27 protein-coding genes are annotated in these 26,763 nt (G+C 41.5%); 8 read left to right on the top strand and 19 right to left on the bottom strand.

The window, feature by feature from the left end:
• Positions 1-7: 7 nt before the first annotated feature.
• The 3 genes from FTV18_RS00845 to FTV18_RS00835 all read right to left on the bottom strand — a co-directional run bounded on the left by FTV18_RS00845 (position 8) and on the right by FTV18_RS00835 (position 3,052).
• Positions 8-1,048 (bottom strand): hypothetical protein, encoded by a 1,041-nt coding sequence (locus tag FTV18_RS00845; protein WP_125279695.1) that lies wholly within the window; start codon positions 1,046-1,048, stop codon positions 8-10.
• A gap of 74 nt (positions 1,049-1,122) precedes the next feature.
• The gene (locus FTV18_RS00840; protein ID WP_004787040.1) at positions 1,123-1,500 is read right to left on the bottom strand and encodes a hypothetical protein; all 378 of its coding nucleotides are present in this window, start codon (positions 1,498-1,500) and stop codon (positions 1,123-1,125) included.
• A 142-nt stretch (positions 1,501-1,642) separates the two neighbouring features.
• Positions 1,643-3,052 (bottom strand): FAD-binding oxidoreductase, encoded by a 1,410-nt coding sequence (locus FTV18_RS00835; RefSeq protein ID WP_125279697.1) that lies wholly within the window; start codon positions 3,050-3,052, stop codon positions 1,643-1,645.
• Positions 3,053-3,406: 354 nt separating this feature from the next.
• Between FTV18_RS00835 and serA the strand changes: the two genes are divergently transcribed.
• Together serA and FTV18_RS00825 are read left to right on the top strand one after the other, a co-directional pair.
• On the top strand, positions 3,407-4,639 hold the full coding sequence (gene serA / locus FTV18_RS00830; protein WP_180016565.1) for a phosphoglycerate dehydrogenase: 1,233 nt from the start codon (positions 3,407-3,409) through the stop codon (positions 4,637-4,639).
• A 127-nt stretch (positions 4,640-4,766) separates the two neighbouring features.
• Entirely contained in the window at positions 4,767-5,633 is an 867-nt protein-coding gene (locus tag FTV18_RS00825; RefSeq protein WP_180016566.1) for a DMT family transporter, read from the top strand.
• A 45-nt stretch (positions 5,634-5,678) separates the two neighbouring features.
• On the opposite strand, the gene FTV18_RS00820 is transcribed toward FTV18_RS00825, so the two are convergent.
• Positions 5,679-6,809, bottom strand: a complete 1,131-nt coding sequence (locus FTV18_RS00820) for a hypothetical protein (RefSeq protein ID WP_104425665.1) — start codon at positions 6,807-6,809, stop codon at positions 5,679-5,681.
• Between the two features lie 332 nt (positions 6,810-7,141).
• On the opposite strand from FTV18_RS00820, the gene FTV18_RS00815 reads away from it, so the two are divergent.
• Entirely contained in the window at positions 7,142-8,026 is an 885-nt protein-coding gene (locus FTV18_RS00815; RefSeq protein ID WP_180016567.1) for a DMT family transporter, read from the top strand.
• 73 nt (positions 8,027-8,099) lie between these two features.
• Here FTV18_RS00815 and FTV18_RS00810 read toward each other — a convergent pair whose 3' ends face one another.
• The 3 genes from FTV18_RS00810 to truB form a co-directional block, all read right to left on the bottom strand.
• The gene (locus FTV18_RS00810; RefSeq protein WP_180013479.1) at positions 8,100-8,567 is read right to left on the bottom strand and encodes a hemerythrin domain-containing protein; all 468 of its coding nucleotides are present in this window, start codon (positions 8,565-8,567) and stop codon (positions 8,100-8,102) included.
• A gap of 127 nt (positions 8,568-8,694) precedes the next feature.
• Positions 8,695-9,462, bottom strand: a complete 768-nt coding sequence (locus tag FTV18_RS00805) for a TSUP family transporter (protein WP_180016568.1) — start codon at positions 9,460-9,462, stop codon at positions 8,695-8,697.
• A 15-nt stretch (positions 9,463-9,477) separates the two neighbouring features.
• Positions 9,478-10,383 (bottom strand): tRNA pseudouridine(55) synthase TruB, encoded by a 906-nt coding sequence (gene truB, locus FTV18_RS00800; RefSeq protein WP_180016569.1) that lies wholly within the window; start codon positions 10,381-10,383, stop codon positions 9,478-9,480.
• 153 nt (positions 10,384-10,536) lie between these two features.
• Between truB and FTV18_RS00795 the strand changes: the two genes are divergently transcribed.
• The 3 genes from FTV18_RS00795 (at position 10,537) to FTV18_RS00785 (ending at position 14,219) form a co-directional block, all read left to right on the top strand.
• Positions 10,537-11,565, top strand: coding sequence for a lipase secretion chaperone (locus FTV18_RS00795; RefSeq protein ID WP_180002712.1), 1,029 nt, complete (start codon positions 10,537-10,539; stop codon positions 11,563-11,565).
• Between the two features lie 505 nt (positions 11,566-12,070).
• A complete protein-coding gene (locus FTV18_RS00790; RefSeq protein WP_179992159.1) occupies positions 12,071-13,081 on the top strand; it encodes a triacylglycerol lipase in 1,011 nt (336 codons plus the stop codon).
• A 169-nt stretch (positions 13,082-13,250) separates the two neighbouring features.
• Positions 13,251-14,219 (top strand): triacylglycerol lipase, encoded by a 969-nt coding sequence (locus FTV18_RS00785; protein ID WP_034704494.1) that lies wholly within the window; start codon positions 13,251-13,253, stop codon positions 14,217-14,219.
• Positions 14,220-14,742: 523 nt separating this feature from the next.
• On the opposite strand, the gene rplS is transcribed toward FTV18_RS00785, so the two are convergent.
• From rplS to ispH, 12 genes are all read right to left on the bottom strand, one after another.
• Positions 14,743-15,114 (bottom strand): 50S ribosomal protein L19, encoded by a 372-nt coding sequence (rplS, locus tag FTV18_RS00780; RefSeq protein ID WP_004787066.1) that lies wholly within the window; start codon positions 15,112-15,114, stop codon positions 14,743-14,745.
• A gap of 171 nt (positions 15,115-15,285) precedes the next feature.
• Positions 15,286-16,035, bottom strand: a complete 750-nt coding sequence (gene trmD / locus FTV18_RS00775; RefSeq protein WP_180016570.1) for a tRNA (guanosine(37)-N1)-methyltransferase TrmD — start codon at positions 16,033-16,035, stop codon at positions 15,286-15,288.
• A 42-nt stretch (positions 16,036-16,077) separates the two neighbouring features.
• Positions 16,078-16,626 carry a ribosome maturation factor RimM gene (gene rimM / locus FTV18_RS00770; protein WP_004787070.1) on the bottom strand — a complete coding sequence of 183 codons (549 nt, stop codon included), beginning with the start codon at positions 16,624-16,626 and terminating at the stop codon, positions 16,078-16,080.
• A gap of 21 nt (positions 16,627-16,647) precedes the next feature.
• Positions 16,648-16,905: a 30S ribosomal protein S16 gene (gene rpsP / locus FTV18_RS00765; protein WP_004826436.1), complete on the bottom strand. Its 258-nt coding sequence runs from the start codon at positions 16,903-16,905 to the stop codon at positions 16,648-16,650.
• A 142-nt stretch (positions 16,906-17,047) separates the two neighbouring features.
• The gene (locus FTV18_RS00760; RefSeq protein WP_180016571.1) at positions 17,048-17,542 is read right to left on the bottom strand and encodes a type IV pilin protein; all 495 of its coding nucleotides are present in this window, start codon (positions 17,540-17,542) and stop codon (positions 17,048-17,050) included.
• The gene (locus tag FTV18_RS00755; RefSeq protein WP_180016572.1) at positions 17,536-17,982 is read right to left on the bottom strand and encodes a type IV pilin protein; all 447 of its coding nucleotides are present in this window, start codon (positions 17,980-17,982) and stop codon (positions 17,536-17,538) included. The genes FTV18_RS00760 and FTV18_RS00755 overlap by 7 nt, the downstream gene beginning before the upstream one ends.
• 10 nt (positions 17,983-17,992) lie before the next feature.
• Positions 17,993-21,718 (bottom strand): PilC/PilY family type IV pilus protein, encoded by a 3,726-nt coding sequence (locus FTV18_RS00750; protein ID WP_180016573.1) that lies wholly within the window; start codon positions 21,716-21,718, stop codon positions 17,993-17,995.
• A gap of 15 nt (positions 21,719-21,733) precedes the next feature.
• Complete coding sequence (locus FTV18_RS00745; RefSeq protein ID WP_180016574.1) at positions 21,734-22,501, bottom strand: pilus assembly protein PilX; 768 nt, start codon at positions 22,499-22,501, stop codon at positions 21,734-21,736.
• A complete protein-coding gene (locus FTV18_RS00740; RefSeq protein ID WP_180016575.1) occupies positions 22,498-23,517 on the bottom strand; it encodes a PilW family protein in 1,020 nt (339 codons plus the stop codon). The genes FTV18_RS00745 and FTV18_RS00740 overlap by 4 nt, the downstream gene beginning before the upstream one ends.
• Position 23,518: 1 nt before the next feature.
• Positions 23,519-24,028: a type IV pilus modification protein PilV gene (gene pilV / locus FTV18_RS00735; RefSeq protein WP_180016635.1), complete on the bottom strand. Its 510-nt coding sequence runs from the start codon at positions 24,026-24,028 to the stop codon at positions 23,519-23,521.
• On the bottom strand, positions 24,028-24,474 hold the full coding sequence (locus FTV18_RS00730) for a GspH/FimT family pseudopilin (protein WP_180016576.1): 447 nt from the start codon (positions 24,472-24,474) through the stop codon (positions 24,028-24,030). Before FTV18_RS00730 ends, pilV begins: the two co-directional genes overlap by 1 nt.
• Before the next feature lie 162 nt (positions 24,475-24,636).
• Positions 24,637-25,587: a 4-hydroxy-3-methylbut-2-enyl diphosphate reductase gene (ispH, locus tag FTV18_RS00725; RefSeq protein ID WP_180016577.1), complete on the bottom strand. Its 951-nt coding sequence runs from the start codon at positions 25,585-25,587 to the stop codon at positions 24,637-24,639.
• A gap of 135 nt (positions 25,588-25,722) precedes the next feature.
• On the opposite strand from ispH, the gene gmk reads away from it, so the two are divergent.
• Together gmk and rpoZ are read left to right on the top strand one after the other, a co-directional pair.
• Positions 25,723-26,346, top strand: coding sequence for a guanylate kinase (gene gmk, locus FTV18_RS00720; protein WP_004787090.1), 624 nt, complete (start codon positions 25,723-25,725; stop codon positions 26,344-26,346).
• Positions 26,347-26,423: 77 nt separating this feature from the next.
• The gene (gene rpoZ / locus FTV18_RS00715) at positions 26,424-26,705 is read left to right on the top strand and encodes a DNA-directed RNA polymerase subunit omega (RefSeq protein ID WP_004650579.1); all 282 of its coding nucleotides are present in this window, start codon (positions 26,424-26,426) and stop codon (positions 26,703-26,705) included.
• Positions 26,706-26,763: the final 58 nt, after the last annotated feature.

The following is a 26,763-nucleotide window of genomic DNA, read 5'->3' as shown; positions in this document are numbered from 1 at the left end:
TTGAACTTTAACTGTTCTCAACCGATTTCTTCATTTTAAAAGATTCAGCTAAAACTTTATTTGCCTCTGTCAGTAATTTGACTTGTTCCAACGAATTATCAGAATTTGAATCAGCTTTCGAATCGTTATAAAGTTCCTGTCCAAAGAAACGATCTGCTAAATGTTTCCGAAGTTCTAAACGATCCTCATCTTTAAATTCACGGGCATAAAGTGGGAAAGAAGCGAGTTCAGTTCCCAACATTCTGGCTTTATATGCCACTTTACGATGTTTAGAAGATTCACGAGCTAAGTACCAAGCAGGTGTAGTTAAGCTAAAAAGCATCAATGTTTTGATTAGACTTTCCCAACCAAGTGGAATATGAATATAGGTACTATCTCTTAAATGATTCCAATTTTGGATAGAGATGTTAAGAAAACCCAATATCAATATTGTTCCAATAATTGCAAAAATACCTAAAGCCCAATTTCTATATTTGTTTGCTATCGAAACTTCTTCCTCATGAATTTCATCATATAATTTTTTAATTAAGCTATTATTTTTATCGTCTATATCCTGATTTAATAAATACTTCTTTACTCTTAACTCTTCAACTAATTGATTAGCTTCACTCTGTAATTTCAAAACATCTTCATTATTAAAAGAAATTCTTAATTGTTCTTTATGTATATCAAATAGTTGTCTGTTTATTTTTCTATAGCTTCTTTCTAAATTATCTTTATCTATATTTAAAGGGAAATCTAATTCATCAGTATCAGCGAATTTATACTGGCTATCAAATACCCCTAATACTTTTCTTGCAGTTCTTTCTGCTTCAAAGACTTCATCTAAATTGAAATGAGGATTCGCGTATTTTAATCTAGTTAGTAAAGACTCTAATAAATCGGTATGCTGTTCTAGCCGTTTAGAAAACTCCTCAAATCTATAGAGAATAAGAAGCTGTACTAAATCTAAGTAATCAAAAGTATTGTATGGGGCAGAATCAAATAATTTTTGTAGTTCATAACTTATATTACTAAGCACAGTTTCTATATTAATATCGTTTTTCATATCACCCCAAAAAGCAAAAAAGCGCATCCTGAAGATACGCTTTTAACGAAGTTTTGTTTAAAGATCAAACATTATTATGGACAGACTGCCTTCTGGAAAGTTTTGGTATTTGAACCGCGTACACACTGATAGAGCTTTTCAGTATTGTGCATTTTCCAGTTCTTCTCTTCTTTTCTAAAATGATAAATGGTCTGAATCGATCTCACCGAGTCATCCATCAAACCTGTTTCAGTTACTTTTACCTGTCCAACCGTCGGTGACTCAACACGATTAAAGAACTGACGTATCTCGACTGTTGCCAGTTCTTCACGCAGATCAGGCCTCATTTTAAGTACCTGATCCAAAGGTGTATCTGAAGAAGACTGCACTTTTGCAATCACTTTCTGGGTGGTTGTACAACCTGATGTCATCACACCCAGACCTAAAATTGTAACCGCCAATAACCGTAACATATTGTTTAACCCAGATTATCTTTATTATGCAGAAATTATCATGCCGGGCTTTTCAGCTTAACGCTATTTAGACTCTGTAAGTCCAGTTACAAAGCAATAAAAAAAGCGCACCTTTCGATGCGCTTTTGTAAATCTATTCTGATTAAAGATCGAATAGTTTGCCTGGGTTCATGATGCCATTTGGATCGAACACTTTTTTCAAGGCTTTCATGTATTCGATTTCTTCAGCTGAACGAGTGTATTCAAGATAAGGTTTCTTGGTCATACCCACGCCATGTTCCGCAGAAATTGAACCGTCATATTTTTTCACAGTATCAAATACGTACTTGTTCACGACTTGGCATTTCGCAAAGAATTCATCTTTGGTCAGGTCAGCCGGTTTCAGGATATTCAAGTGCAGGTTACCGTCACCGATATGACCAAACCAGCAGATTTCGAAGTCTGGGTAGTTTTCATTCACGATCGCATCGATTTCTTTAATGAATGCCGGTACGTGAGTGATTAGTACAGAGATGTCATTTTTATATGGAATGAATGGAGCGATTGACTCAGAGATGTCTTCACGCAGACGCCATAAGCTATGTACTTGCTCAAGACTTTGGCTCATTACGCCATCCAGCACCCAACCTTGCTCCATACAGTGCTCGAAGATTTCCATTGCCTTGTCCATAATCGGCTCAAACGGCGCTTCAAATTCAAGCAATACATAGAATGGACATTCAGTTTCAAATGGACGCTGTACGTGACCATTGGCCAGTACTTTTTGCATCGCCAGCTCACCGAAGAACTCGAATGCAGTCAGGTCGATTTTTGCCTGGAAGGCATGTAACACTGGCATGATCGCATCAAAATCAGGTACGCCCAGTACCAGCACTTGCAGGTCGTGTGGCTGACGCTCAAGTTTGATTTCTGCTTCAGTGACTAAACCTAAAGTACCTTCACCACCGATGAACAGGTGTTGTAACGCATAACCAGTCGCGTTCTTGATCATGCCTTTGTTTAGACGCAGTACATCACCTTTACCAGTCACCACAGTCAGGCCAAGCACCCAGTTACGGGTCATGCCGTATTTGATCACTTTAATCCCGCCGGCATTGGTGCCGATGTTCCCGCCGATCTGGCTTGAACCAGAAGAGGCAAAATCAACCGGATAGTACATGCCCTGCTCTTCAGCATAGTTTTGCAGCTGTTCAGTCACCACACCTGCCTGTACGCGCACCATACGGTCTGCCGGAAAGAATTCCAGAATCTGGTTCATCTTGTCCATGCTCACCACAATCTCGCCATTCGCAGCGACAGCGCCTGCAGAAAGACCTGTACGACCACCTGATGGTGTTACTGCAACATTGAACTGATTCGCAAGCTTCACAATTGCCTGAACCTGTTCAGTTGAAGATGGGAAAACGATGACCGATGGGTTTGGATCAAAGTGTTTGGTATGATCACGACCCCAATTCTGGAGGCTGTCCGCATCAGTTTTAATACGGTTTTCACCCACAATTGCAGTCAATTGGGTCAATAACTCTGGGGTTAAAGCGACTGGAGCATTCATCGTTTGCAGACCTAGCATGAATTAAACAAGAGAGACCTCGCCAGTTTATTTGTATATTTTTCAGGCATTAAAACCTGTATACAAAGCAGGCGAAACATGATGATTAAAGCACCAAAACTGGCAGCTTAAACAGCATGGCGCAATATTATAAGCTATTTTTGGGGCTTTCCCTTAAAAAATGACAATTTTGATAATATACCTTTGAAAATGATAGTTTAATTCAACCAGTTCTATCATTTTCACTACTATCACTTGCAAAAATAGCTGATATTGTAGTCATCAAGGAAATGTATAACCGCCCCATTCCTGTGCTATTATACGGCGACTAAATTTGGCCTTTGTAGCGGAGCCGTAATGAGCCAACATCTATCTCTACCTAAAGATAAAATCCGTTTTCTATTGTTAGAAGGCGTTCACCAGAACGCAATCGACACATTGAATGCAGCTGGATATACCAATATCGACTATCGCAAAACAGCGCTTGAGGGTGAAGCACTGAAAGAAGCGATTAAAGATGCACACTTCATTGGTATCCGTTCCCGTACTCAGCTCACTGAAGAAGTGTTTGAAGCTGCGAACAAACTGATCGCGGTAGGTTGTTTCTGTATCGGTACTAACCAGGTGAACCTGGATGCAGCAATGCGTCGCGGTATTCCGGTATTCAACGCACCGTATTCAAATACACGTTCGGTTGCTGAACTTGTACTTGCTGAAGCGATTCTTCTGCTTCGCCGTGTACCTGAAAAATCTACAGATACACATGCAGGCGGCTGGAACAAATCTGCTGTAGGTTCGTTCGAAACTCGTGGTAAGACTTTAGGTATCGTTGGTTACGGTTCAATTGGTTCACAACTTTCTGTCCTTGCTGAAAGCCTGGGTATGAAAGTGATCTATTTCGACACAGTGACTAAATTACCACTGGGTAATGCACGTCAGGTCGGCACAATGGGCGAACTTCTTGCAAATGCTGATGTTGTTTCTATTCACGTTCCTGATGTTCCGTCTACACGTAACTTCATGACCAAAGAACAATTCGCGCAAATGAAAGAAGGCTCAATCTTCATCAATGCGGCACGTGGTACATGTGTGGTGATCGAAGACCTGGCTGAAGCATTGAAATCTGGCCATCTTGCGGGTGCTGCGGTTGATGTATTCCCTAAAGAGCCTAAAGCAAATGGTGAAGAATTCGTTTCTCCATTACGTAACATTCCAAATGTGATCCTGACTCCACACGTGGGCGGTTCTACTATGGAAGCTCAGGCGAACATCGGTCTGGAAGTTGCTGAGAAATTTGTGGCTTATTCAGATAAAGGTATGACGCTTTCTGCGGTGAACTTCCCAGAAATCGCGCTTCCATTAACTGAAGGCAAACACCGTCTGCTTCACATCCACAAAAACATTCCGGGTGTGTTGTCTAAGATCAACAACCTGTTTGCTGAACACGGCATCAACATCTCTGGTCAGACTTTAATGACCAAAGGCGATGTAGGTTACCTGGTCATGGATGTCGATGCGACTGCATCTCAGGAAGCACTGGAAACACTTCACAACGTTGAAGGCACAATTCGCGTACGCGTATTGTTCTAATTCAGATTTAAAAAAAGCCACAGTCTTCGGGCTGTGGCTTTTTTTATTGCTTCAAGGTTTTTAGGTTTAAACCTGATCCAGCGTTTGCTGTGCTCCCGCTCTTCGAGTCATCGAAACAAATTTAGTCATGCCAAATTTTAAAATTGCACCAGTGGTGCAAGCGCCGCTGATCTTGCTAATCGCCATGATCAGTATGCAAAGCAGTGGTTCCTTTGCCAAATATCTGTTCGGTCAGTTTCCCATTCTGACCGTTTCAGCCATGCGCCTGCTCCTCGGCGCATTGATTTTGGCGCTCATTTTTAAGGTCTGGCAGATCAATTTCCGCCAGGTCAAATGGCCAGCCATTATCAGCTATGGCTTGGCATTAGCTGGCATGAATATGCTGTTTTATCTGGCAATTGATCGATTGCCGATTGGAATCGCAGTCTCTTTTGAATTTATTGGCCCCTTAAGTGTTGCCCTGTTTTATGCCCGGCAGAAATTTGATTTTATCTGGGTAGGATTGGCCATTCTGGGGCTGGTTCTGTTGTTTCCCTTTGATCAGGCTGCACAACCACTTGACCCGATGGGCATCCTGTTTGCCTTAGGTGCAGGTTCCTGCTGGGCACTATATATCGTGGCCGGACAAAAGCCTTCGGGTGTATCAGGGAATCATACCGTGTGTCTAGGCATGTTCGTGGGCATGCTGGTGCTAATGCCGATTGCCCTGTTTGCGGGAATGCCTGCTCATGTATTTGAACCCATTAGCCTCATGTATTTTGTTATTTTGGCTACTCTTGCAAGTGCCTTACCCTTTACCCTGGAAATGATTGCACTGCGTAATTTAACTGCTTTGAGTTTTGGCACCTTGATGAGCCTAGAACCTGCGGTTGCAGCACTCTCCGGTTTTGTATTCTTAGGCGAGACTTTATTGTGGACACAATGGCTGGCGCTGGCCACTATTATCAGTGCATCGATTGGCTGTACGGTGATGACACAAAGAAGAAAGCACTAAATAAAAAAGGCGCTCAAGCGCCTTTTTTAAATGACCTATTTAATTTTAGCGTGGCGTTGCATCCTTAATAGCTGTATTTAATGTTGTAGCTGCTGTCACATTATAGCCATCACATGCCGAAGCAAGATGGTCATACAGGTAATCTGTCCATTTGAGCATTAGAGGAGTTGCACCCTCTTCCCTTAAATTGTCCAAGGCAGCTTTTCTTGCTTGAGCAATATAATCGGCATGATCAATATGCTCTCCATGTTCCGAGAAAGTACTGGAATAAATTTCACCCTGATATTCGATCGCCCCAAAGTATTTATAATATTGCTGCGCATCGTCTTTATATTCGGCTTTTTTAAATTTCAGGTTAGCCATCGTGCCATCTAAAATGGTTTTCGCCATCTCTTGAACAGACTCGCCTGTCTGCCATTCAGCCAGTGTACGATAGCCAGTTTTGATATCCGGATCAAATTCAATAAATTCTTCCTCAGGATGTTCCGCCAGAATACGGAAACATTTAGATCCGTTCGGGAAAGTACGCGCCTTCTGTAAACCGACAAAATTGGTAGCAAACTGATTGTAATATTTACGTTCAGCATCCGTGGTATCAGTATTAAAGAAAACTCTGGTCTCGGTATCGTCATACATCTTCACGACAGCAATATTGGTACGTTCAGTTAAGGCTTTACCTGACAGGTCGTACCACTCCAGGTGTCGATGATTGCTGATGTTATTTTCCGGAATAGTGACGGGACGACTGGTAAATTGTTCAGAAGTATTTTCCAGTACTTTTTCCAGTTTATAACCTAATGCTGTACGGGCACGATCTGCAGGGAATACGCCTTTTTCTGTGACATAAATTGGGAAGGTCATATCTTCATCAAGATCATATTCAGTATCAACAGTCCGGTTATCATCTGCATACAAGATGCCGTCAGTGATTTTATTTTTATGACTGGCCAATAGAAGCTTTTCCGACTCCATATCTGAAGCATCAATATTCGGCAGGTTGAACTGATAGGTATAGAATTCAGAAATCGTATCTGATGTTCCATCACCATTATCCGGGGTTCCAGGATTGGTTGGGGTTGGTTGGCCTGCGACTGGCTCGTTATTATCAGAATCAGAGCCACCACATGCAGTCAGCATAAGGCTCAAGACAGCACAAGAGAGTAATCTTAATTTCATTATTATCTACCTTATTATTTTTTGATCGTTTTATTTTTCATTGTTATTTTAAAGTTGACCCAAATCATGAGGTCTAAGCCATTTTAATAAATATAAAATTAAGATCAAATTAAAAATTGATTAATTTGTAACCACAATCTCATCAACAATTAACGTTGAATTTAATTTTTTCGGTGGGGGATAAAATCAAAAATTTAAATCCACTGATCCAAAATCTGCTTCGTATTCACAAAATATTCTTCTGCCCTACTCATCAAAAATTAACCAGTTTGATATACTTCCGCTTTCTTCTGTATCTCGATTATACCCTTCTGGTATAAGTAGTTTCTCCCATGCCAAACGTCCAACTTCTTGCTGTATTGTACATGGTTCTCTCCATGACTTCATACCAGATCAGTGCATCCTTCGCCAAGCAACTTTTCCTGGTGCTTGACCCGATCACTGTCACTATTTTAAGACTCTGCTTTGCCGCCATTATTGTCTGTATCATGTTCCGTTCCTGGAAAGTTATCCGACGTTTACAATTCCTGAAATGGCGGGATCTGCTCTGCTATAGTGCTTCTCTAGGCGTGATGAATATCCTGTTCTACATGTCGCTGGGTAAACTCCCGCAAGGAATTGCGGTCGGACTGGAATTTATTGGCCCGCTAGGCTTGGCCTTAATTTCGATTCAGAACCGTAAGGACTATGTCTGGGTATTACTGGCAATTTTAGGTATTGTGCTGATGGTGCCATGGGGGGAAGCCAATAGCAGTAACTTTGACCTGTTTGGTGCAGCCTGTGCCTTAGGTGCCGGCCTCTGCTGGGCGCTGTATATCTATTTTGGGCAACGCGTGGTGCAGCAAAATATCGGCATGCATGCACTGACGATTGCCATCAGTATTTCAGCCTTGTGTTTGCTACCAATCGGACTATATAACAACGCCTCTGCTTTGATTGATACTCAATATTGGGGCAAGGCCATTACCATCGCAGTGCTGGCAACAGCCATTCCTTATGCGCTGGATTTAAAAGCGCTTCAGCACTTGAATAAAACCAGTTATGGTACGCTTTCCAGTCTGTCTCCAGCTCTGGCGGCACTGGTAGGTTTTATTTTGCTGGGTGAAAAAATTACGCTACTTCAAACCGTCGCACTGGTTTGTATTATGCTGGCTTCAGTTGGCGTGACCATGCGGGAAGCACGACAGCAATATAAAACCCGGAAAATAGAAAGCTGAATAAATAAAAAAAGATGGCACTCTGGCCCATCTTTTTTTGTCATGAAAATTTGAATTTAAATAAATTTAAATATTAGCTTTTAACCAGCATGTCTTTTTTCATTTCTTTATAACTCTGATATTCAGTTTTGTACTGATCCGCTAAAGCCTGTTTTTGTTCATCTCCCAGAATTTTTCCGGCCTGCTGGAAGAAAGCATGCTCTTCTTCTTTCAAATGATGATGTACCTTATCTGACAGTTTCTTGGCAATTGCAATCCAGCTTGGGCTACTAAATTCAGTTTCAGTCAGTTCCTCAATCATTTCATCCATCTCATGATGTTCTGCCAAGGCGTGACGGGTAATGTTCAGGCCGGGATCTGTCATCATCAAGGGAATATAAAAGTAACGGTCTTCTGCGGTTTCATGCGCAAACAGTTCATTCTTCAGCTGCTTGAACAACTCACGACGTTCTGGCGAATCCCCCGAAGTTTGCAGTAATTTTTCTGCCAGATCACGCTGGATTTCATGACTTTCCCTTAATGCTTCAAAAATGGTGGTCATGTAATTTTTCTCCTGTTTTTGTCATGCCTTTGCTTCAGCATAGAGTGAAACCGGCAAATGGTCAGGAATATTTATAAGGCGAATTTGTATAAAAAACTTTAATATTGAGAATAGTTTACATCTATTTTTAGGCTAAAAACATCTGATAAGCCATACGGCAAATCAGCAAACTGACCAGGATCAGAAACAGAGTTCGGATAAAACCACTGCCATATTTAAAGGCCAGCTTAACACCCAACAGCGAACCGCAAATATTGGCAGCTGCCATCATGGCACCCATCAGAAATAGCACATGATCTGTAGGAATAAAGAAACTCAGTGCCGCGAGATTAGTAGTGAAATTGGCAATTTTCGATAAAGCTGAGGCATGCAAGAAATCCACGCTCAGATAACGGATAAAGAAAAAGATAAAGAAACTGCCCGTGCCTGGGCCAAAAATTCCGTCATAGAAACCGATAGCCAGGCTACCTAATGCTGCCAGTATCAGCATCTTTTTATTCAGCTTTTGCTCGACATGTACCCGTCCGAATTGCTTTTTCATGAAGGTATAAATCGCAATCACGATCAGCATGATCAGCACAAAAGGCTTGAGAATATCCACCGGAATCAAGGTGACACTGGCTGCTCCAATAAATGAGCTAATAAAGCTGCACAGCGCAATTACACCAAGTAAAACCCATGGCAGCTTGACCTGTCTAAGATAGGAAAAGGCTGCCGAGCCTGTACCGAAAATAGAGGCTAGCTTGTTAGTGCCAAATACTGTGGCAGGTTGCAGCTGCGGCAGACTGCTCATAATCGCCGGGATCTGGATCAGACCACCCCCACCGACGGCAGCGTCAATCGCTCCGGCCATAAAGGCAAAAAGCACCAGACTGAGGATAATCTCAATGTCCATTGTTATTCAACGCGCCTAGAGATTAAGAACACGTTTGGGTACCAGACGTTTTTTATCTGTGATTTCAGCCAGGCCTAAGCATTTCTCGCCATCAAAAACCAGCACCTGTGGCTCTGCCGAATGGTCTATATTACTTTCCATACCCCGGCTAAAATATTCTGCACGGCCTTCCGGTGCCTGAATCTGCGGGAAATGCTGTACCGGTGCATAAGCTGGCAGTAATAGTGCTTCACGTTCTGCCTCAGTCAAGCTTTCCAGATATTCAATGGTATAGCTTGGAATAAGGTCAAAATGACCGGTTTGAATCCGGTGCAGATAAGTCAGATGACCATAAGTACCGAGTGCTTTGGCAATATCTTCGCCGAGTACCCGGATATAAGTGCCTTTAGAACAGGTCACATCCAGCGTAATACTATTTTCAGTCAAAGATAAAAGCTCAATTGCATAAATGGTAATTGGACGTGCTTCACGTTCGATTTCAATACCCTTACGTGCCAACTCATACAGCGGACGACCTTCTTTTTTCAGAGCCGAATACATCGGTGGCACTTGCTGGATCTCACCGACAAACTTGGCAATTGTCTCCTGAATCAACTCTTCATTCAGTTCAGGGACTGGTTTTTCCAGCAGAATCTCTCCTTCGACATCACCTGTGGTGGTGCTATGTCCTAGAAAAACTGTGGTCTGGTAACGCTTGGTTGAATCCAGCAGATAATGCGAAAACTTGGTCGCCTCACCCAGACAGATCGGTAAAAGACCGGAGGCCAAGGGATCTAGTGCACCAGTATGTCCAGCTTTTTGCGCACGATATAACCAGCGTACTTTTTGCAATGCAGCATTCGAGCTGATGCCTAGAGGCTTATTTAATAGAAATACACCGCTGATATGACGACGCTGAATTTTAGGAGATGAGGATTTCATGGCAAAAAGTCAGACATTTTATAAATTGGCGCAATGGTAAAACCCCAGCCAATTATTTACAACTTTTCTACAGCATATAAGGTGCAATATCTCCTATTCTGCCGAATGCAAAATTTAAAATAATCCGATAATTAAAATAAAGGTGCATAGGATATGCAGAAATATAAACTATGGATCGTGATTGCGCTCATCGTATTGTGCTTGATTACCCTGATTCTATGGCTTGCGCCCAGGGATGAAGCACAGGCACGTGTCTCAGGCCCGCAATCCACCAATGAAAGCAGTGCTCAGCAGGCAGCAGCACTGGCCAATGGCCCCGTAAATAACATATTCCTGAGTCCAAGCCAGCAGGATACGGAAATTAATTGCCAGATGCAGATGGATGCCAGCAATCGCCTGATTGTCAATGAACAGACCCGTAACTGTTTTGAATATTTTATTACCCAATATGGGGAAAAAACCCTCGAACAAATCCAGCGAGATTTTAAAGCCTATATTCAACAAAATTATCAGGATCCTGCACTCTCACAAGTTCTGGATCTTTGGGATCGTTATATCCAGTATCGTCAAGGTTTGGGAGAACTGACTCCACCTGCAGGTCTGGATCAAGAAGATCCAGCTTACTACCGCAGTATCTATGCCAGCACCCAGAACCTGCGTAAACGCTTTTTCTCTGATTATGAAATTGAAGGACTGTTTGGCACTGAAGATACCTATCATGAATATACCTTAGACCGGATGGCAGTCATGGCGGATAAAAAGCTGAGCGAAGCAGAAAAAGCCCAGAAGCTAAAAGAACTGTTTGCGCAGTTACCGCAGGACTGGCAAGAAAATCTGGAGCAACTGAATAAACTGGAAGATCTGCGTAAACTCACCGCTGATATTAAAGCCCGGGGTGGTTCTGCGGAAGAAATCCGTCAGATGCGCCTGAATCTGGTCGGTCCTGAAGCAACCCAACGTCTGGAAAAACTTGATGATGAACGTGCGAATTGGAAATCCAGTGTGACGCGTTACTTGGGCGAGCGCGATAACATCCTAAAAAGTGGCCTGAGTGAAAATGCCAAACAGCAGGCAGTTGATCAGTTGCGTCAGAAACATTTCCAGCGCCCTGAAGAACGGCTTCGTGTAGGTACATTTGAACAGGTACATGATCAGGGTGGGACCCTACCCTTTGCCAATTAATTTTCAGCTAAAATTGCTCATTGACGCCGTAGCTACACAGTACTGCTACGGTGTCGAATATCTTCTCTTATTCCCTTTTTTTTGTCTCATCTCTTATATAAAAACAGTAACGCTGACCCTCTATTTTGAGAGTTTAACAGAGCCATTTCTCTCTGAAAGCCTTGATTTTCTTGGGCTGATTACTTTTTTTAACATTGTTATTTGTTTCTAACTATTTCAACCTAAACATTCATCAATCTTATATTTCAAGGAGTTAACAATAAAATACATACGTATATAAATTGCAAATTTATGGACTCATAAATGCTCATCGGGCATGGCCCGAAATGACATGGAATTGGCTCATCAGCATGAAAAAATGCTTCTGCTTCAAAATAATAATTTTTGCGCGTGATTGAAGATTAGGTCTGCACGATCGAGACATCCAACTTCAATATTTATCGTGCATCAATACTCCCGAGCAATGATTGCTTTTTATAACAATAAAATGAACAAAGGAACGGTTATGCGTACTTTTATTAAAACAACACAGATGCTGGCGCTTTCCTTGGCAGCAGGCCTCGGTTTTGGCTTTTCAACACAAACCCAGGCGGCAGCAAGTGCAGTTCAGGTCACTGAAAAAGCCAAATCAGACTATGCCAAAACCAAATATCCTATTCTGATGGTGCATGGCTGGCTAGGCTGGCAACGCATAGGTACTGATACCATTGGCTTAGATTACTGGTATCAGATTCTGCCGGATATGGCTCGTAATGGCTCTACCGTGTTTGCCGCCCAATTGTCGCCTGCCAATACCACGACCCACCGTGGTGAACAGCTCATTCATCAGGTCGATGAAGTGCTGGCAATTACAGGGAAGGAAAAAATCAATCTCATCGGTCACTCCCATGGTGGCCCGACTGTACTCTATGTGGCAGCGACTCGACCGCAGCAGATTGCATCCATTACGGGGGTTGCAGGCACCTATCATGGCTCTAAAGTGGCCGATGATATTCAGAACAATACTCTTACCCGCACTGCTTTTAATGTTCTCGGTGATTATATTATTGGGCCACTGATCGCACTGGGACAGTTCAAACCTGAACTGGAAATTGATTTCGATGCATCCATGAAATCCCTGACCCAAACTGGCTCCAGCTCTTTTAATGCCAGCGTGGCCAAACAGATGGTGCAGGATGGTGTCTTAGCCTCCACAGAAAACTGTAATAAGAACCTGAAATCAAAAGACCGTAACGGTATCTATTATTATTCTTGGACCGGTGTGGCTCAAGCGACCAATGCACTGGATATCGATACCATCCTGATGCAGCTTGGCCCTTTATCTTACGGCAATAAAGACAACGATGGCATGGTTGCCCGTTGTAGTGCATTCATTGGTAAGGTGATTAATGACCAGTACAAGCTGAACCATACCGATCTGGCCAATATGATGTTTGGTCTTAAAGGCCTGTTTGCTCCGGATCCGGTGGCGATGTACCGTCAACATGCCAATCGTTTAAAACTTCAGAATCTATAATTTTCATCGCCCTTCTATCTGCGGATATAAGGGCTTTTTCGTTATTTTCACTTAAAAAAATAGGGAGATAAAACACTCAAAACGCTTAATGGGTCAGCTTTTCAGCTGGCTATTCCCCACATTATGGCGAGGATCGCCTTAACACAACAACAAGAATGAGGAAATAATGATGAAATATGGAGTATTAACGACAGGTCTGCTCATGGCAGCGGCCTGCTTTACGGCTCATGCCTCTACCCAGGCCAGTCAGGTGACGGCGAAAGCCAGTTCACAATATGCCAAAACCAAATATCCGATTGTATTTTCACACGGCATGGCGGGTTTCATTCGGGTTGGCACTGACCAGTTTGGACTGGACTATTGGTATCAGATTTTACCTGATCTGGCCCGTAATGGTGCGAATGTTTGGGCAACGCGAGTCTCCCCTTTTAACTCATCTGAAATTCGCGGTGAACAACTTTTGGAGCAGGTCAAGGAAATTGCCGCAATTACCGGAGCAGATAAAGTTAATCTGATCGGACACTCACATGGTGGCCCAACAATTCGTTATGTGGCCGGTTCAGAACCTAAACTGGTGGCTTCATTAACCACAGTAGGTGCACCGCACAAAGGTTCACCGGTTGCAGACCTGATTCTAAAAGCTGAAGGGACTGCTATTGAAGCGCCACTGGTCGGCACAATAAATCTGGTTTCTAAAGCCATTACCTGGGCTCAAGGCCTGGACCCAAACTCTTATCCGCATGATTCACTTGCGGGTGGCAGCAGTTTAACGGCATTGGGCTCTGCGAACTTTAATCAGAGATATCCCATTGGTATGCCGACTACCACCTGTGGTGAAGGTGCATATCAACAAAAAGGTATCTACAACTATTCATTCACAGGTGTAGGCCAAGTTACCAACCCGCTCGATCCTGATTCAGCACTCAAAGTTACAGCCCTGCTCATTGATGGCGGCAAGGAAAATGATGGTCTGGTCTCCCGCTGTAGTGCCAAATTCGGTAAAACCATTCGGGATAACTACAACTGGAACCACCTGGACGAAGTGAACCAGCTACTCGGGTTAAAAAATGTCTTTGCTCCAGACCCAGTCGATGTTTATCGCCAGCATGCCAACCGCTTAAAACTGCAAGGTTTATAGAGCTACACAAGCCTCTATTCATCCAGAGGCTTTTTCCATCTTATTTTTCGCTAAATTTTTTCTTAAAATTTACTTGTTAATCATGATTAAACTGCATATAAAATATTCATCAAATATAAAAAGAACTGTGAAATAAAATAAATGCAGATACCTTCTATAGAAATCAAAAACAGATTTAAAAGAACCTGCCCCTGTTGCAAACGAAAAGTGATTAATCCTTTTCAATTTAAAAAATATGAGCCTTATTATTGTCCCTCTTGTCATCGACATATTATCGCAAATGTATGGATCAGTATTTTACTGGCTATCACACAATGTTTTATTTGCATTCAACTTTTTAATGCAGGATTCCAGTCTTGGGGATATTTTGTATTATTCCTGATGTTTATTCATAAAATTTTCTTGGATATTTTGGATGCCATGATCTTGCCTTTGCAGGAACATTTCGAATAAATCCAGATAAAAGCAAACATAAAAAAATGCGCCCAAAGGCGCATTTTTTTGCTTAAAAGCAAGGCTAAAATTAACCTTGTTTACGAGCTGGCAATTTTTCACGAATACGTGCAGCTTTACCAGACAATTCGCGTAGGTAGTAAAGTTTAGCACGACGAACGTCACCACGACGTTTCACTTCGATTTTAGCAACGATTGGAGAGTGAGTTTGGAATACACGCTCAACGCCAACACCGCTAGAAATTTTACGTACTGTGAACGCAGAGTTCAGACCACGGTTTTTCTTAGCAATGACAACGCCTTCGAACGCTTGTAGACGTTCACGGTCGCCTTCTTTTACTTTTACTTGGACAACTACTGTGTCACCTGGTGCAAAAGCTGGGATGTCTTGTTTAAGCTGAGCATTTTCAACAGCTTGTACTAAAGGATGCTTACCGCTCATGGGGTATCTCCAATATGTGCGAGTCAGAAGAGGTCTGATCATCGCTGGGTATAGAGGCTGAATCGCATAGACCCGATTGACTTTCCCTTTATGCTTGACCGCTTCAATGCATAAAGAGCCTATTTTAAATATTTAAACAACATTGCTTAAATACAGATTAGGACAACAGGTTTAGTTGTTGCCACTATTTAAATCTTTTAGCCATTTCTTTTGCTGCTTGGTCAGTTCAACTTTTTCCACCAACTCAGGTCGGCGTTCCAAAGTGCGCTGATACCGCTGCAAAAACCGCCATTTTTCAATATTGGCATGATGTCCCGATTTCAAGATATCCGGTACATCCATCCCTTCAAAATGGTCTGGCTTGGTATATTGTGGGCAATCTAGAAGACCATCCACAAATGAGTCTTGCACGTGTGATTGTTCATCTGACATTGCACCCGGAAGTCTCCGGATAATACTGTCCAATAAAACCATCGCAGGGAGCTCGCCACCCGACAACACGTAATCTCCAATCGACCATTCCTGATCAACATATTTCTGGATCAAACGTTCATCGACACCTTCATAACGTCCACACAGTACAATCAATCCGTCATATTTAACGAAGTCTTGTACCGCAGGTTCATTTAAGGTTTTTCCTTGTGGTGACATATACACCACAGGAACATGAACTGCTCCCGCTTGCGCTGCAAGCTCTTTGGCACGGTTTATTGCTTTCGCCAGAGGCTCAGCCATCATCACCATACCGGGACCACCACCAAATGGACGTTCATCCACCCGTTTGTAGTTCCCTTCAGCAAATTCTCGTGGATTAATACAATGAATTTGTATCAAATCACGCTTCGCTGCGCGCCCGCTAATACCGTAGGCTGTAATCGCTTCAAACATTTCAGGAAAAAGCGTAATGACTGCAAAGAACACCGCAGACTCCTCATTTTCCTGCTGCGTTAATCCTGTTGAGGATTAATAATCTACGCCCCAATTAACGTAGATACGACCAGCTTCGAGATCAACTCGCTGTACCACATCTTTATGCCATGGAATCATTCGCTCTTCGCCATCGACGCTGTCAGCAGTAGCGCGAACTACCATCACATCATTAGCACCTGTCTCAAACATTTCATGGATTTGACCGAGATTCACTTCCTGTTCTTCTTCATCCAGACCTAATACAGTTAGACCTTTCAAATCAGACCAATAATACTCGTCCACACCTGGTTGAGGCAGTTGCGATTTAGAGATCCAGACATTAGCACCCACCAGACCGTCTGCTGCGGTACGATCACTCACACCTTTTAGCGAAACAACCAAGCCTTTGCCATGTGGTTTCCAACGTTTTACATCGACAATTTGCCATCCTGCTTTGGTCTCAATGTACCAAGGAAGGTAGTCAAATATGTTGCTCATAGGTTCTGTATTGGAATAGACCCAGAGCCACCCATTTAATCCATATGCTGAACGTAACTGTCCAATCTGAATACGATCTTCGGGAACATTCTGTGTTGGTGTCATGGGCTACCTGCTACCTTAAAATTAAGCAGCAGCTGCAGCTTTCTTAGCTTGAGCAGCTAGAGAAGCAACACGTTCAGAAGGTTGAGCACCTTGAGAAACCCAGTGAGCAAAACGGTCAGCATCTAAACGAAGTTTTTCTGCTTTACCTTGAGCTGTAGGGTTGAAGAAACCGATACGTTCGATGAAACGACCGTCACGTGCATTACGGCTATCAGTCACAATGATTTGATAGAACGGACGTTTTTTAGCACCACCGCGTGCAAGACGAATAACAACCATGATAGAACCTTATAGTTTTTACGGATTATTCATGTACCGACCACCGGAACACTTCAAACCCCTTTCATAGAGGGCAATATTTTACGCGAAGTTTGCCCTGAATGAAAGATCAAAAGTTGGTTATCCACAATTTTGAATTTAGTTAGCGTCCGTCCCAGTTGGAGGTAGCAGATAATCCCGCTTTACACAAAGCTGCAGTACTGGTGGTTTTTGACCAAAATTTCTCACCACGCTGATTTAAACAAAATACGCCATAATTAGCAACGATTGAGCCTACTACAGGAGTAGCAACCAGCGTCCAGCTTGTTAAACCTACATCTTCTAAACTAACATTATAAAGTGGATCCCCTTGGTTCGGAATGTTCCCAGTATGATTAATATCAGATAATGTGACAGGCTTTGGATTTTCTTTCGTTGGATCATTTTCATCAGGCTCATAAACGATATAAGCAAAATTTGCGATCTTAAATTTTTGTAGTCTCTGTGCAATATCGAGAAGCTCAGACTGTGCTTCTGTACGTTTTGTTTTACGTACATGTTCTTGATATGAAGGATATGCTACTGCAGCCAAAATACCAATAATTGCAACTACAATCATCAGTTCAATCAGCGTAAAGCCTTTTATTTTATCTACCATTCTTCATGCCCCGCACCACATGTCAAGGTCGTGGTATCAATTTTGTCCCATCTAAGATTTTTGCAACGTAGACCTGTACTTGACATTAGAAAACTATAATTTTGGGTATCTTTACTTTCAGCTGTGAGTACCCAAGTTTGCCCTGTTGATCCCGCAACCAAATTAAAATTATATCTGATTGCAGATCCAGTTGCCCCTTTAGGAAGCACGGTTAAGTCCGTGGGTATACTAAAACCTTCATAGCTAAAATTACGTGATTTATGCTTATCAAGTGCCATGGCAATTTGCTGTAACTGATCTTGAGCCTGTGCTGCCTGACCACGTCGAACCATTGACTGATAGGATGGAATGGCAATTGCTGCGAAAATCGCAACAATTACCACCACCACCATCAGTTCAATTAAAGTGAAGCCCTTGGTCGGTGAAATATTTAAATTCATAGATCACCTATTAGCTTTTACGCGCCAATTTTTCATACCAACGCTGAGGAATTAGACACATTTCTGTTGCTTCTCCTCCACCAAATCCGCCTGTGACAGTCAGTGCAATACGGCCACTCGTTTCAATACAATAGTTCTTCGCACTCGAATCACCTTCGGCTTCAGGTGGGCATGCTTCATCACCACATGTCACAGGAGGTGGACAATCATCACCTTGACATTCACTACCACCTCCATCATCTTGGCCACCTACCGTCACCGTATGGATCCCAACACCAATCACACCACGCGCATCAATTAATTGCTCTTTACATTGACCATATGGCAAACAGAAGGCGGTAATCATACTCTCGCCTTTCACACCAGCACCACAGTCACCCGAAATACCGGGTTTACTTGCATCAAATGTAGAAACATACAGTTTGTAGTTCATTGCAAGTGGCGTACCAAATACTTTTTCACTTTGTTTTTTATAAGAATCACATTTGGTTGGTATTAATTTACCGTCCTTATCATATTGCTTTACACCAGCAGTACAATTTTGGAATCGGTAATACCATCCTTTAGATGAATAAGGAGCAACAGGAGTAGTGGTTGAGAACCGATTACTATCCGTAATTTCCCCTAATTCTTTTTTCTTAATATTTTCAGTTTTAAGTGGCGCAGTTGCCGCTCTATTAAACAGATCACGACGAGCTACATCTTTATCATAAATATTGTAAATCGCATCGTAATCATAACTACTGTCCCCAGCAGAAAAATCCTGCAATGGTTGGCTACGATTACCACTACCTATTGAAATCAGTGCGAATGTTTCTCCACTTGAACTATATAAAGAGAAACTTGGCGTATCATAAAAACGCGGGCTTTTCTCGGCATCATTTAAATTCAGTAAAAGCACCGGAGTCTTAGGCACAGCCTCCTTAGTCGTTTGAGTATTATCAAAATCAACTCGGAATAATTGGCCGCCTAAATCTCCAAAGTAAATATGATCAATTAAATCATCACCGTCACGGTCAACAGTACGGATTTGACTTGTCACACTATATTTTAATGCATCATATTCGGTTGCAATGACACCATTGTCTGTTGCTCCCCCTGAAGTACTTGATGCATTGGCACTCGCCCACCACAATAAATCACCGTTGTCGGCATCGAACATGTAGACACCCGCACCTATTTTATTAGTTTGGTTGTAATTATGATCTTCGTAGCCAGCATAAGTTCCTTTAACGCCATTAGTACGCGCATCTCCATCTACACCACCTGCATCATACCCCCCCCCGACAAACATAACTCGTTTACGCACACCTCCCCAATTTACCCATGCAATAGAAGGTTTTGACCAGCTTTGTCCCATATATTGTAACTGTGAGAATGTTTTGCTTGATGATCCGCTATAGACTTTTTGAGTTTCGGGATCAATATGAAACTTTAATGCTGGAGTATCGATATCACTGAGGTCAAGTGCATAATAGCTACGCCCCCCCATGCGCAGACCACCATATGCGATTTGCCAACCTTTTTGCTTAGAAGTTCGACCTGCACCTACTGTTAAAGCACCTGAATTATCTACCACATAACGTGTATCAAGCGTCCATGGGCCATCAATTCCATAAAACATTTTTTGCAGACCACCGGTAGTTACACTTGATAACCTGAAGGCATCTTTCTGATTATTCACCATTTCATTAGGAACAAAAGCAAATTTTTCCACTCCCGTATTTGCATCAACCACATGGAGCAAACCTTGTGTTGTTCCGAATAAAATATAATCTTCCCTGTTGGTAGACTCCATCAATTTAGCAGTTGAGTTATAATTTAATTTCCCCTTGTTTGTGACAAGTACAGGATAGGAGTGCATAACTGCACCAACCTGACGTAATGTCGGCTGTGCAATTAAATTTGAAATAGATGTTGGCGGGCTATCAACATCTATGTTATAGCCTAATAATGAAACCAGATGACCACGATTCGAATCATTTTTATAAGGAGAATCTGTTAAATCTGAGAGTTGAACTTGGCGAAGATCACTACTTCCTCCAAATTCAACTGAAGCTCCCGAGCCAACAGCTTTACGGTTCGTTAATAACTTACGTTGAGGTGTTTGATTATCAGATTTAGCCCCCAATAGCAATTGAGACCAAGCACCACCACGAGCCGCAAACTTACGACTCCCTACTGTATTTTCATCACTAGTAGCTACCGAACTATCAATCGCTTTAGACCAGAAATCATAGGTTGCATTGGTAATATTACCATTGTCATTATAAGTTGGTTCTACTAAGCTACCATTATCATTAAATACATCTGCATTACCTCTACCTTTCAATACACCGCCAACACCCACTTTATATTTTTTTAAGTTACCTACCCATAGCTGGTAATTAGTATTTGGTGTGGGTTGGAAAGTTTGGTAGTAAGCATCGTCCTGCAACTCTGCTGGATTCAATGCATCACGCGGTACAGTTGGAGAACCTGTCGTCACAGATGGAATATCTTTGGATAGGTTGCTAATAAACTCATTTACACTATCAACAACATCTTGCGAGCTATTCCCAGAATACCAACCACCTTCACCTAAAATTCCCCATCGAGCAGCTCTTTTCACATCACTATTAATCTCGCCTAAGGCTGCTAAGTTTTGTTGTTGAGTCTTTGTAGAATCATATGAAGTTACATTATTAAAACTATTACCAAATCCAACAACGGCAGTCTTAAATTTTAGACCTTTTGGGTTTTGTTGAGGATCTAGCAGCGCTTCGTTTAACTTATTAGTACAATCCCAACCATCGCTACTATTATTACAAGTAAAATTAGAGTTATTAAGAGCTAATCTAGCTGTAATTGGAGTTCCTGCATTTTGGTTAGGCTCTCCATCAGTGAGAACATAAATTCCTTGTCCACTACATTTTTTAATTTCATCTGTTTGAGTTAAGGATGAGGGAGAGAGGTAACTACTTCCTGATTTAACATTATCACTTGAAAAATCAAAACCTGAAGCAATATGACTACCTGAATAATAAGAACCAGAGTAACCATCAATCTTACCCGAACTTGTATTGGTATATATACTAGGTACATTCCCCTGATACCATCCTTCCCAATTAATACAGTTTCTACTACTGTTCCAATCAGTACACATTGCATAATAATTTGTAAAAACGGATTTCCTCCCAAAATAGTTTTGATAAATACCTGAAGGTTTTGTCGTAGTACCCATTAAATAGGCTATGGTTTCAGCATATGATCTTGCTGTTGGCGTGTTTGTAGTCGCAGTTAAATTATTAATAGCAGCAAGTAAGACCTCTCTATGTGTCTTACCTATATTGCTTCCTTCTGTATATTTATAACCTAAACTTTTCGCATCTACTAGAACTGCGCCAGCATTATAATCGGTATTATTCAACCTTGCACCTAACGTCGATAAACCGATTATTTTATCATCACCCAATCTTGTTATACCTTTACTTGTATTTCCATTTAACAAATCACGCATAGCCACTTTAACTTTATCCATGCGTGAAGTTGTTGTACCGTCCTTATTTGTCATACTTCCTGAAATATCAAGCATAAACATCAAGGTAACATCGCCCGACTTCGCATCTTGATAAATCTCAATATCACTTGCTTGTGTCACACTTGTCGTGATCAGTGCCGTTGACAATGCAGCAACACTTGCAGCAAGCACTTTATAACGACATGAACCTAGAAAATTATGTATTTGTTGTTTCATTTCATTACTCCAAATCTATACAAAGTCTTGCACAATGACATATTCAGTCACATAAGAAGTAAATGGGACATTTAAATCACTTAAGCATTCAGTAACCGTCTTTGTACTCGCTGCTGTTTCACTTACATCCGTTCCCTCAGGAATCGATACTTCACTCATACGATTTTGCAAACACGTATTAATTTCAGTACTCGATGCAGATGTCAGGTTCGGCATGACAGAAACAGCAAATACTTTTACAGACTTACTGCGTTCAAATTTAACGGCTTCATCATCTGTCCCGAACTGTGCACCAAAAAATGGATCATTTTGAGAAATACTAGCGAATTTAACTGCGACCTGAGTCATCACTGCTTTTCGACCACTTGTAAAAAAGTTGATTAAACTGTTTTTACTTGCATCACAGTAACCCTCGGTACCGAATTCACTATTTGTAGGTACAGTTGTACCCGCTTTCCAATAAATGATACTTGCCCGGCTAATATCAAAAAAACTAGGTTCTGCACCGCGATAACAAAACACCAATTCCTTTTCCCGATCATCGGCACCACTAATGTAACCAAACATCCCGCTACTACTCAGCGCCTGAATAATATTGTCTTCTCTTTCCACATTGAAAAATGCAGCATCAGAGTTTTGCAATAACAATTGTTGTGCTTGACTATTGGTTGCAATCCCCAATGAGACTAAGCCCTGTCTCACAGCAAGTGTTCCTATCACAATAATGGCCACTAAAATAAGAAGGACAACAATTAAAGTTGCACCACGTTGATTCTTGATCATTGCCCTCTCTCCCCAAATGTATTTCTTAAAGCAACTGTTTGTGTTACGACTTGACGAGAATATTTTGGAGAGTTGGTTGCAGGTTTTTTCACTGTTACCGTTTGGTCTAAAACTTGAAAAGATTGCGTGTCTGAAAAGGAACTATCATTACCAACTGATTGATTAGAACGCCCTAAAATACCCAACTGAACCAATAAAATTCGTGGTCGTGGACTTGGCAAAGCCAAATAAGTCTTGGCATCGACATAACGGTAATTGGTGCCATTTTGAATACCATAAAGTACTCTGAAGTAATCAGCACGTTTTAAAATAATCTGCCCCGCATCACCAAACCTAGTAATCGCTGTAGGATCACCATCTAAGGAATAATGCCCAGCATCACAAGCAAGTGCCAATGGAGCATTAGGCTCATTGGTATTTTTATTATCATCTACTCGTAAGAAATAGCGTTGAACAATAACTTGGCGACCAAAAGGCTTACCATCACCTGGATCTTCAACAGGAAAAGTTAAATCCTGTCCTTCACAATCATAACCACCATACCAATCATCATCATCTTTAATATATTGTGGTACGTATTGAATCGTCAGCTGATCACTAGAATAGGTGTTGACATTCGAAACTCCTGTCCATTGAGGCGCACTTCCCGCAGTATCACCATGGCTTCTTGAAAGTAAGTTGACAACAACTGTATTCCCTGTGAGTGAGATTGGTAAACTTGCTCTCTCAATACCACTTACATTTACCTTATTAGCGCTTGACCGAAAAACAATTCCGCCATAGGTTGTCAAATCATTAATACTGGACTGAACAGTATTTAAATTTCCTAAGCGAATATCTTGCACTATCGCATTTAAACCAAAGTTAGCATCATCTTGTAAACTTGCCTGACCTTGTTGTAATGCTTGGCTTCTCGATGCTGTTAAAAATAACATCATCGCTGCAGCACTAATCACTAAACCAAGTGCTAAAGCAATCATTAATTCAATTAAAGTAAAGCCTACCTGTCTATTCATTTTAGTAGACCTCCATAATCAAACATGTTGAGGCTGGATCATAAGCGGTACTCGATGTACAGTTGCCTTCACCATCAGCCCCATGCGTAGGTGCAGTATCTCCCCAAGCCACATAAATACAATGACGGTCATCATTATTACCTTGACAGGGTAAATAATTAATCATCATGCCTATTGAACGTGCTTTTTTTGAAATTTCAGATACATCGAAATCCGCGAAGTCAGTACTTGTACAATTGGTTGAAGTGAAACAGTTTTTGGAACGTTCTAGTTGTTTTCCAGCTGTATTTAATTGGTATTTATAAACATTTTCTGCACCACGATTGACACGCATACGTTCAGCTAAATCACGTCCCAAATTAATGGCTTGAATTCGGGCCCCACTTTCTATAGTAGCTTCTACAGCTCGATATTGAAGTGCAATAAATCCCATTACCCCAACTGCTAAAATAAACAAGGCAACAAGTACTTCCATTAAACCTACACCCTGTTGGTTATTTATTTGATTCATCAGCATGTACCCTTCACCACTTGTTGAATTGTTCCCATCTTCGAGACTGTAATGGTTTGAGATGTCCCACCTGAATTACCACATAAAGTAAAGGTAGTATCAGTCGTTGCACCAACCACCCCACCATTAAACCCATAGGTAATTTCGTTATCGCTACCTGATATCAAAATGGTTGAACCATAAGGCATCCAATTTAAGGTAGTTTCAGTATTGGCAACTAAGGTTGTGGTCTCAGCAGATTGCAATTCAACTTTAATATCTCTTCGCTCTAGGACCGCTTTTGATCGTGCCTGTTGTAAAACACCTATCAATTCATTAGTGCTTTTTTTTAAATTTTGTTGGGTCAGCATATTCCCAAAAGAAGGCGCAGCGATCGTTGCAATAATCCCTAGTACTGCAATCGTCACCATGAGCTCAATTAACGTAAAACCTTTATTCTTTTGCACACTCTTCCCCAACTCCAAAATTTTACCCTATTAAAAATAATATCTATAAATTTTACAAAACCTACACAGAGTAGATAAAAGGCATAAAAAAACAGATAACTGTCATATTATAGCTATCTGTTTATTTTTTAATAAAAAATAAATTGTTAAATAGTTAGCAATTTAAGCCTGTGTTACAGGAATACGTAACTCTTTTGGTAAACTAAATGTAATATTTTCTTCTCGCCCATCCAGTTCTTTTGATGCCTGTGCACCCCAATCCTGTAACCGCTGAATCACCTGCTTAATTAAAATTTCCGGGGCAGAAGCACCTGCAGTTACCCCAATTTTAGAAATATTGATAAACCATTCCTGCTTGAGCTCATCTGCATTATCAACCAGATAAGCCGCCTTCCCCATACGTTCCGCGAGTTCGCGCAAGCGATTTGAATTTGATGAATTCGGTGATCCTACAACCAACACTACATCACAACGTGCAGCTAAATCACGTACAGCATCCTGGCGATTTTGTGTTGCATAGCAAATATCATCTTTGCGTGGACCTTGAATATTCGGAAATTTTTTACGAAGCGCATCAATGACTTTCGCTGTATCATCAATCGATAAAGTCGTTTGAGTTACAAAAGCAACTTTCTCAGGATTGCGAACTGTTAAAGCAGCAACATCTTCTTCATCTTCGACCAGATAAATGTCACCACCATTATTTTTATCATATTGCCCCATGGTGCCTTCAACTTCCGGATGGCCTTCATGGCCAATTAAAATCGCTTCTACCCCTTCCCGGGCATATTTAGTCACTTCAATATGTACTTTAGTGACCAATGGACAGGTCGCATCAAAGACTTTTAAACCACGGCGTTCAGCTTCCTGCTGTACAGCTTTAGACACACCATGTGCACTAAAAATCACGATATTGTCATCTGGCACCTCATCTAGCTCATCGACAAAGATTGCACCGCGTTGACGTAAATCATCTACGACAAATTTGTTATGGACCACTTCATGACGCACATAAATGGGTGGATTAAAGCATTCTAGGGCACGGTTCACGATCGCAATGGCACGATCTACACCGGCACAGAAACCACGCGGGTTAGCTAAAACAATTTCCATAGAAATCCTCAATACTCACTCAATTTATGGCGCTACAATTGAAATAAATGTAAAACAATCGACATACAACTATTTAGTTTAAAGCCGGTCTACTCTAAAATAGAGAAGATATTTTATCATATCAGGAAAAATATCATGTCGGGTCTCTTGTTTGTCGTTTCTGCAGCGTCTGGAACGGGCAAAACATCCCTCGTTAAAGCATTACTTGAACGCGTCAACAATCTTCATGTTTCTGTTTCTCATACGACACGCGGTCAACGACCTGGCGAACTCGATGGCGTACATTATCATTTCTCGACTAAAGAAGACTTTTTAAACCTGGTCGAGGAAGGTGGTTTTATTGAATATGCCGAAGTCTTTGGCAATTATTACGGCACAGCACAAGCGACTGTAAAAGAACAACTTGCCAAAGGTCATGATGTATTACTTGAAATTGACTGGCAAGGTGCACAACAAGTTCGTCGACTTTTTCCTGAATCTAAACAGATTTTCATTCTTCCGCCAAGCCAGTTTGATTTGCGTCAGCGTCTTTCCAACCGTGGTACAGACTCTGTTGAAGTGATTGAACACCGTCTTAGCTGTGCAGTCGAAGATATGCAGCAGTATGTCAATTTTGATTATGTCATTATCAATGATGACTTTAATAAGGCATTACATGATCTTGAATCTGTGATTATTGCCAATCGTCTGGTCCTTTCCCAGCAAGCAACCCGTCATGAAAAACTGATCCAGGCTCTAATTACTCCAAGCGAACAGTGATTAAAACTTGAGTCTCCAGACAAAGCATTTTATACTGTGCAGTCTGTTGAAATTTACTATTCAAAACGAGAATTCTTATGGCACGCGTAACCGTTGAAGATTGTTTAGACCATGTAGACAACCGCTTTGAGCTTGTACTAGTGGCAAGCAAACGCGCGCGTCAATTGGCACGTCAAGGCATTGAACCAACTGTAGAATGGGACAATGACAAACCGACTGTAGTTGCTTTACGTGAAATCGCTGCAGGTCATGTATCAAAAGATATTTTGAAACAACGTGATCAAGATTATCAAACTTCGAGTTTAGACCTTGCTCTTTCTGCAAATAATCTAAATTTAGATGGTTTTTCTTTCCAATAAGAATAAACCATTCCAAAAAGCCTAGTTTTAAACTAGGCTTTTTTTGTTCTGTGACTTT

The sequence above is a fragment of the Acinetobacter sp. YH12241 genome, assembly GCF_013417535.1.
Taxonomy (GTDB): domain Bacteria; phylum Pseudomonadota; class Gammaproteobacteria; order Pseudomonadales; family Moraxellaceae; genus Acinetobacter.
This window is presented reverse-complemented; position numbering and strand designations above follow the sequence as displayed.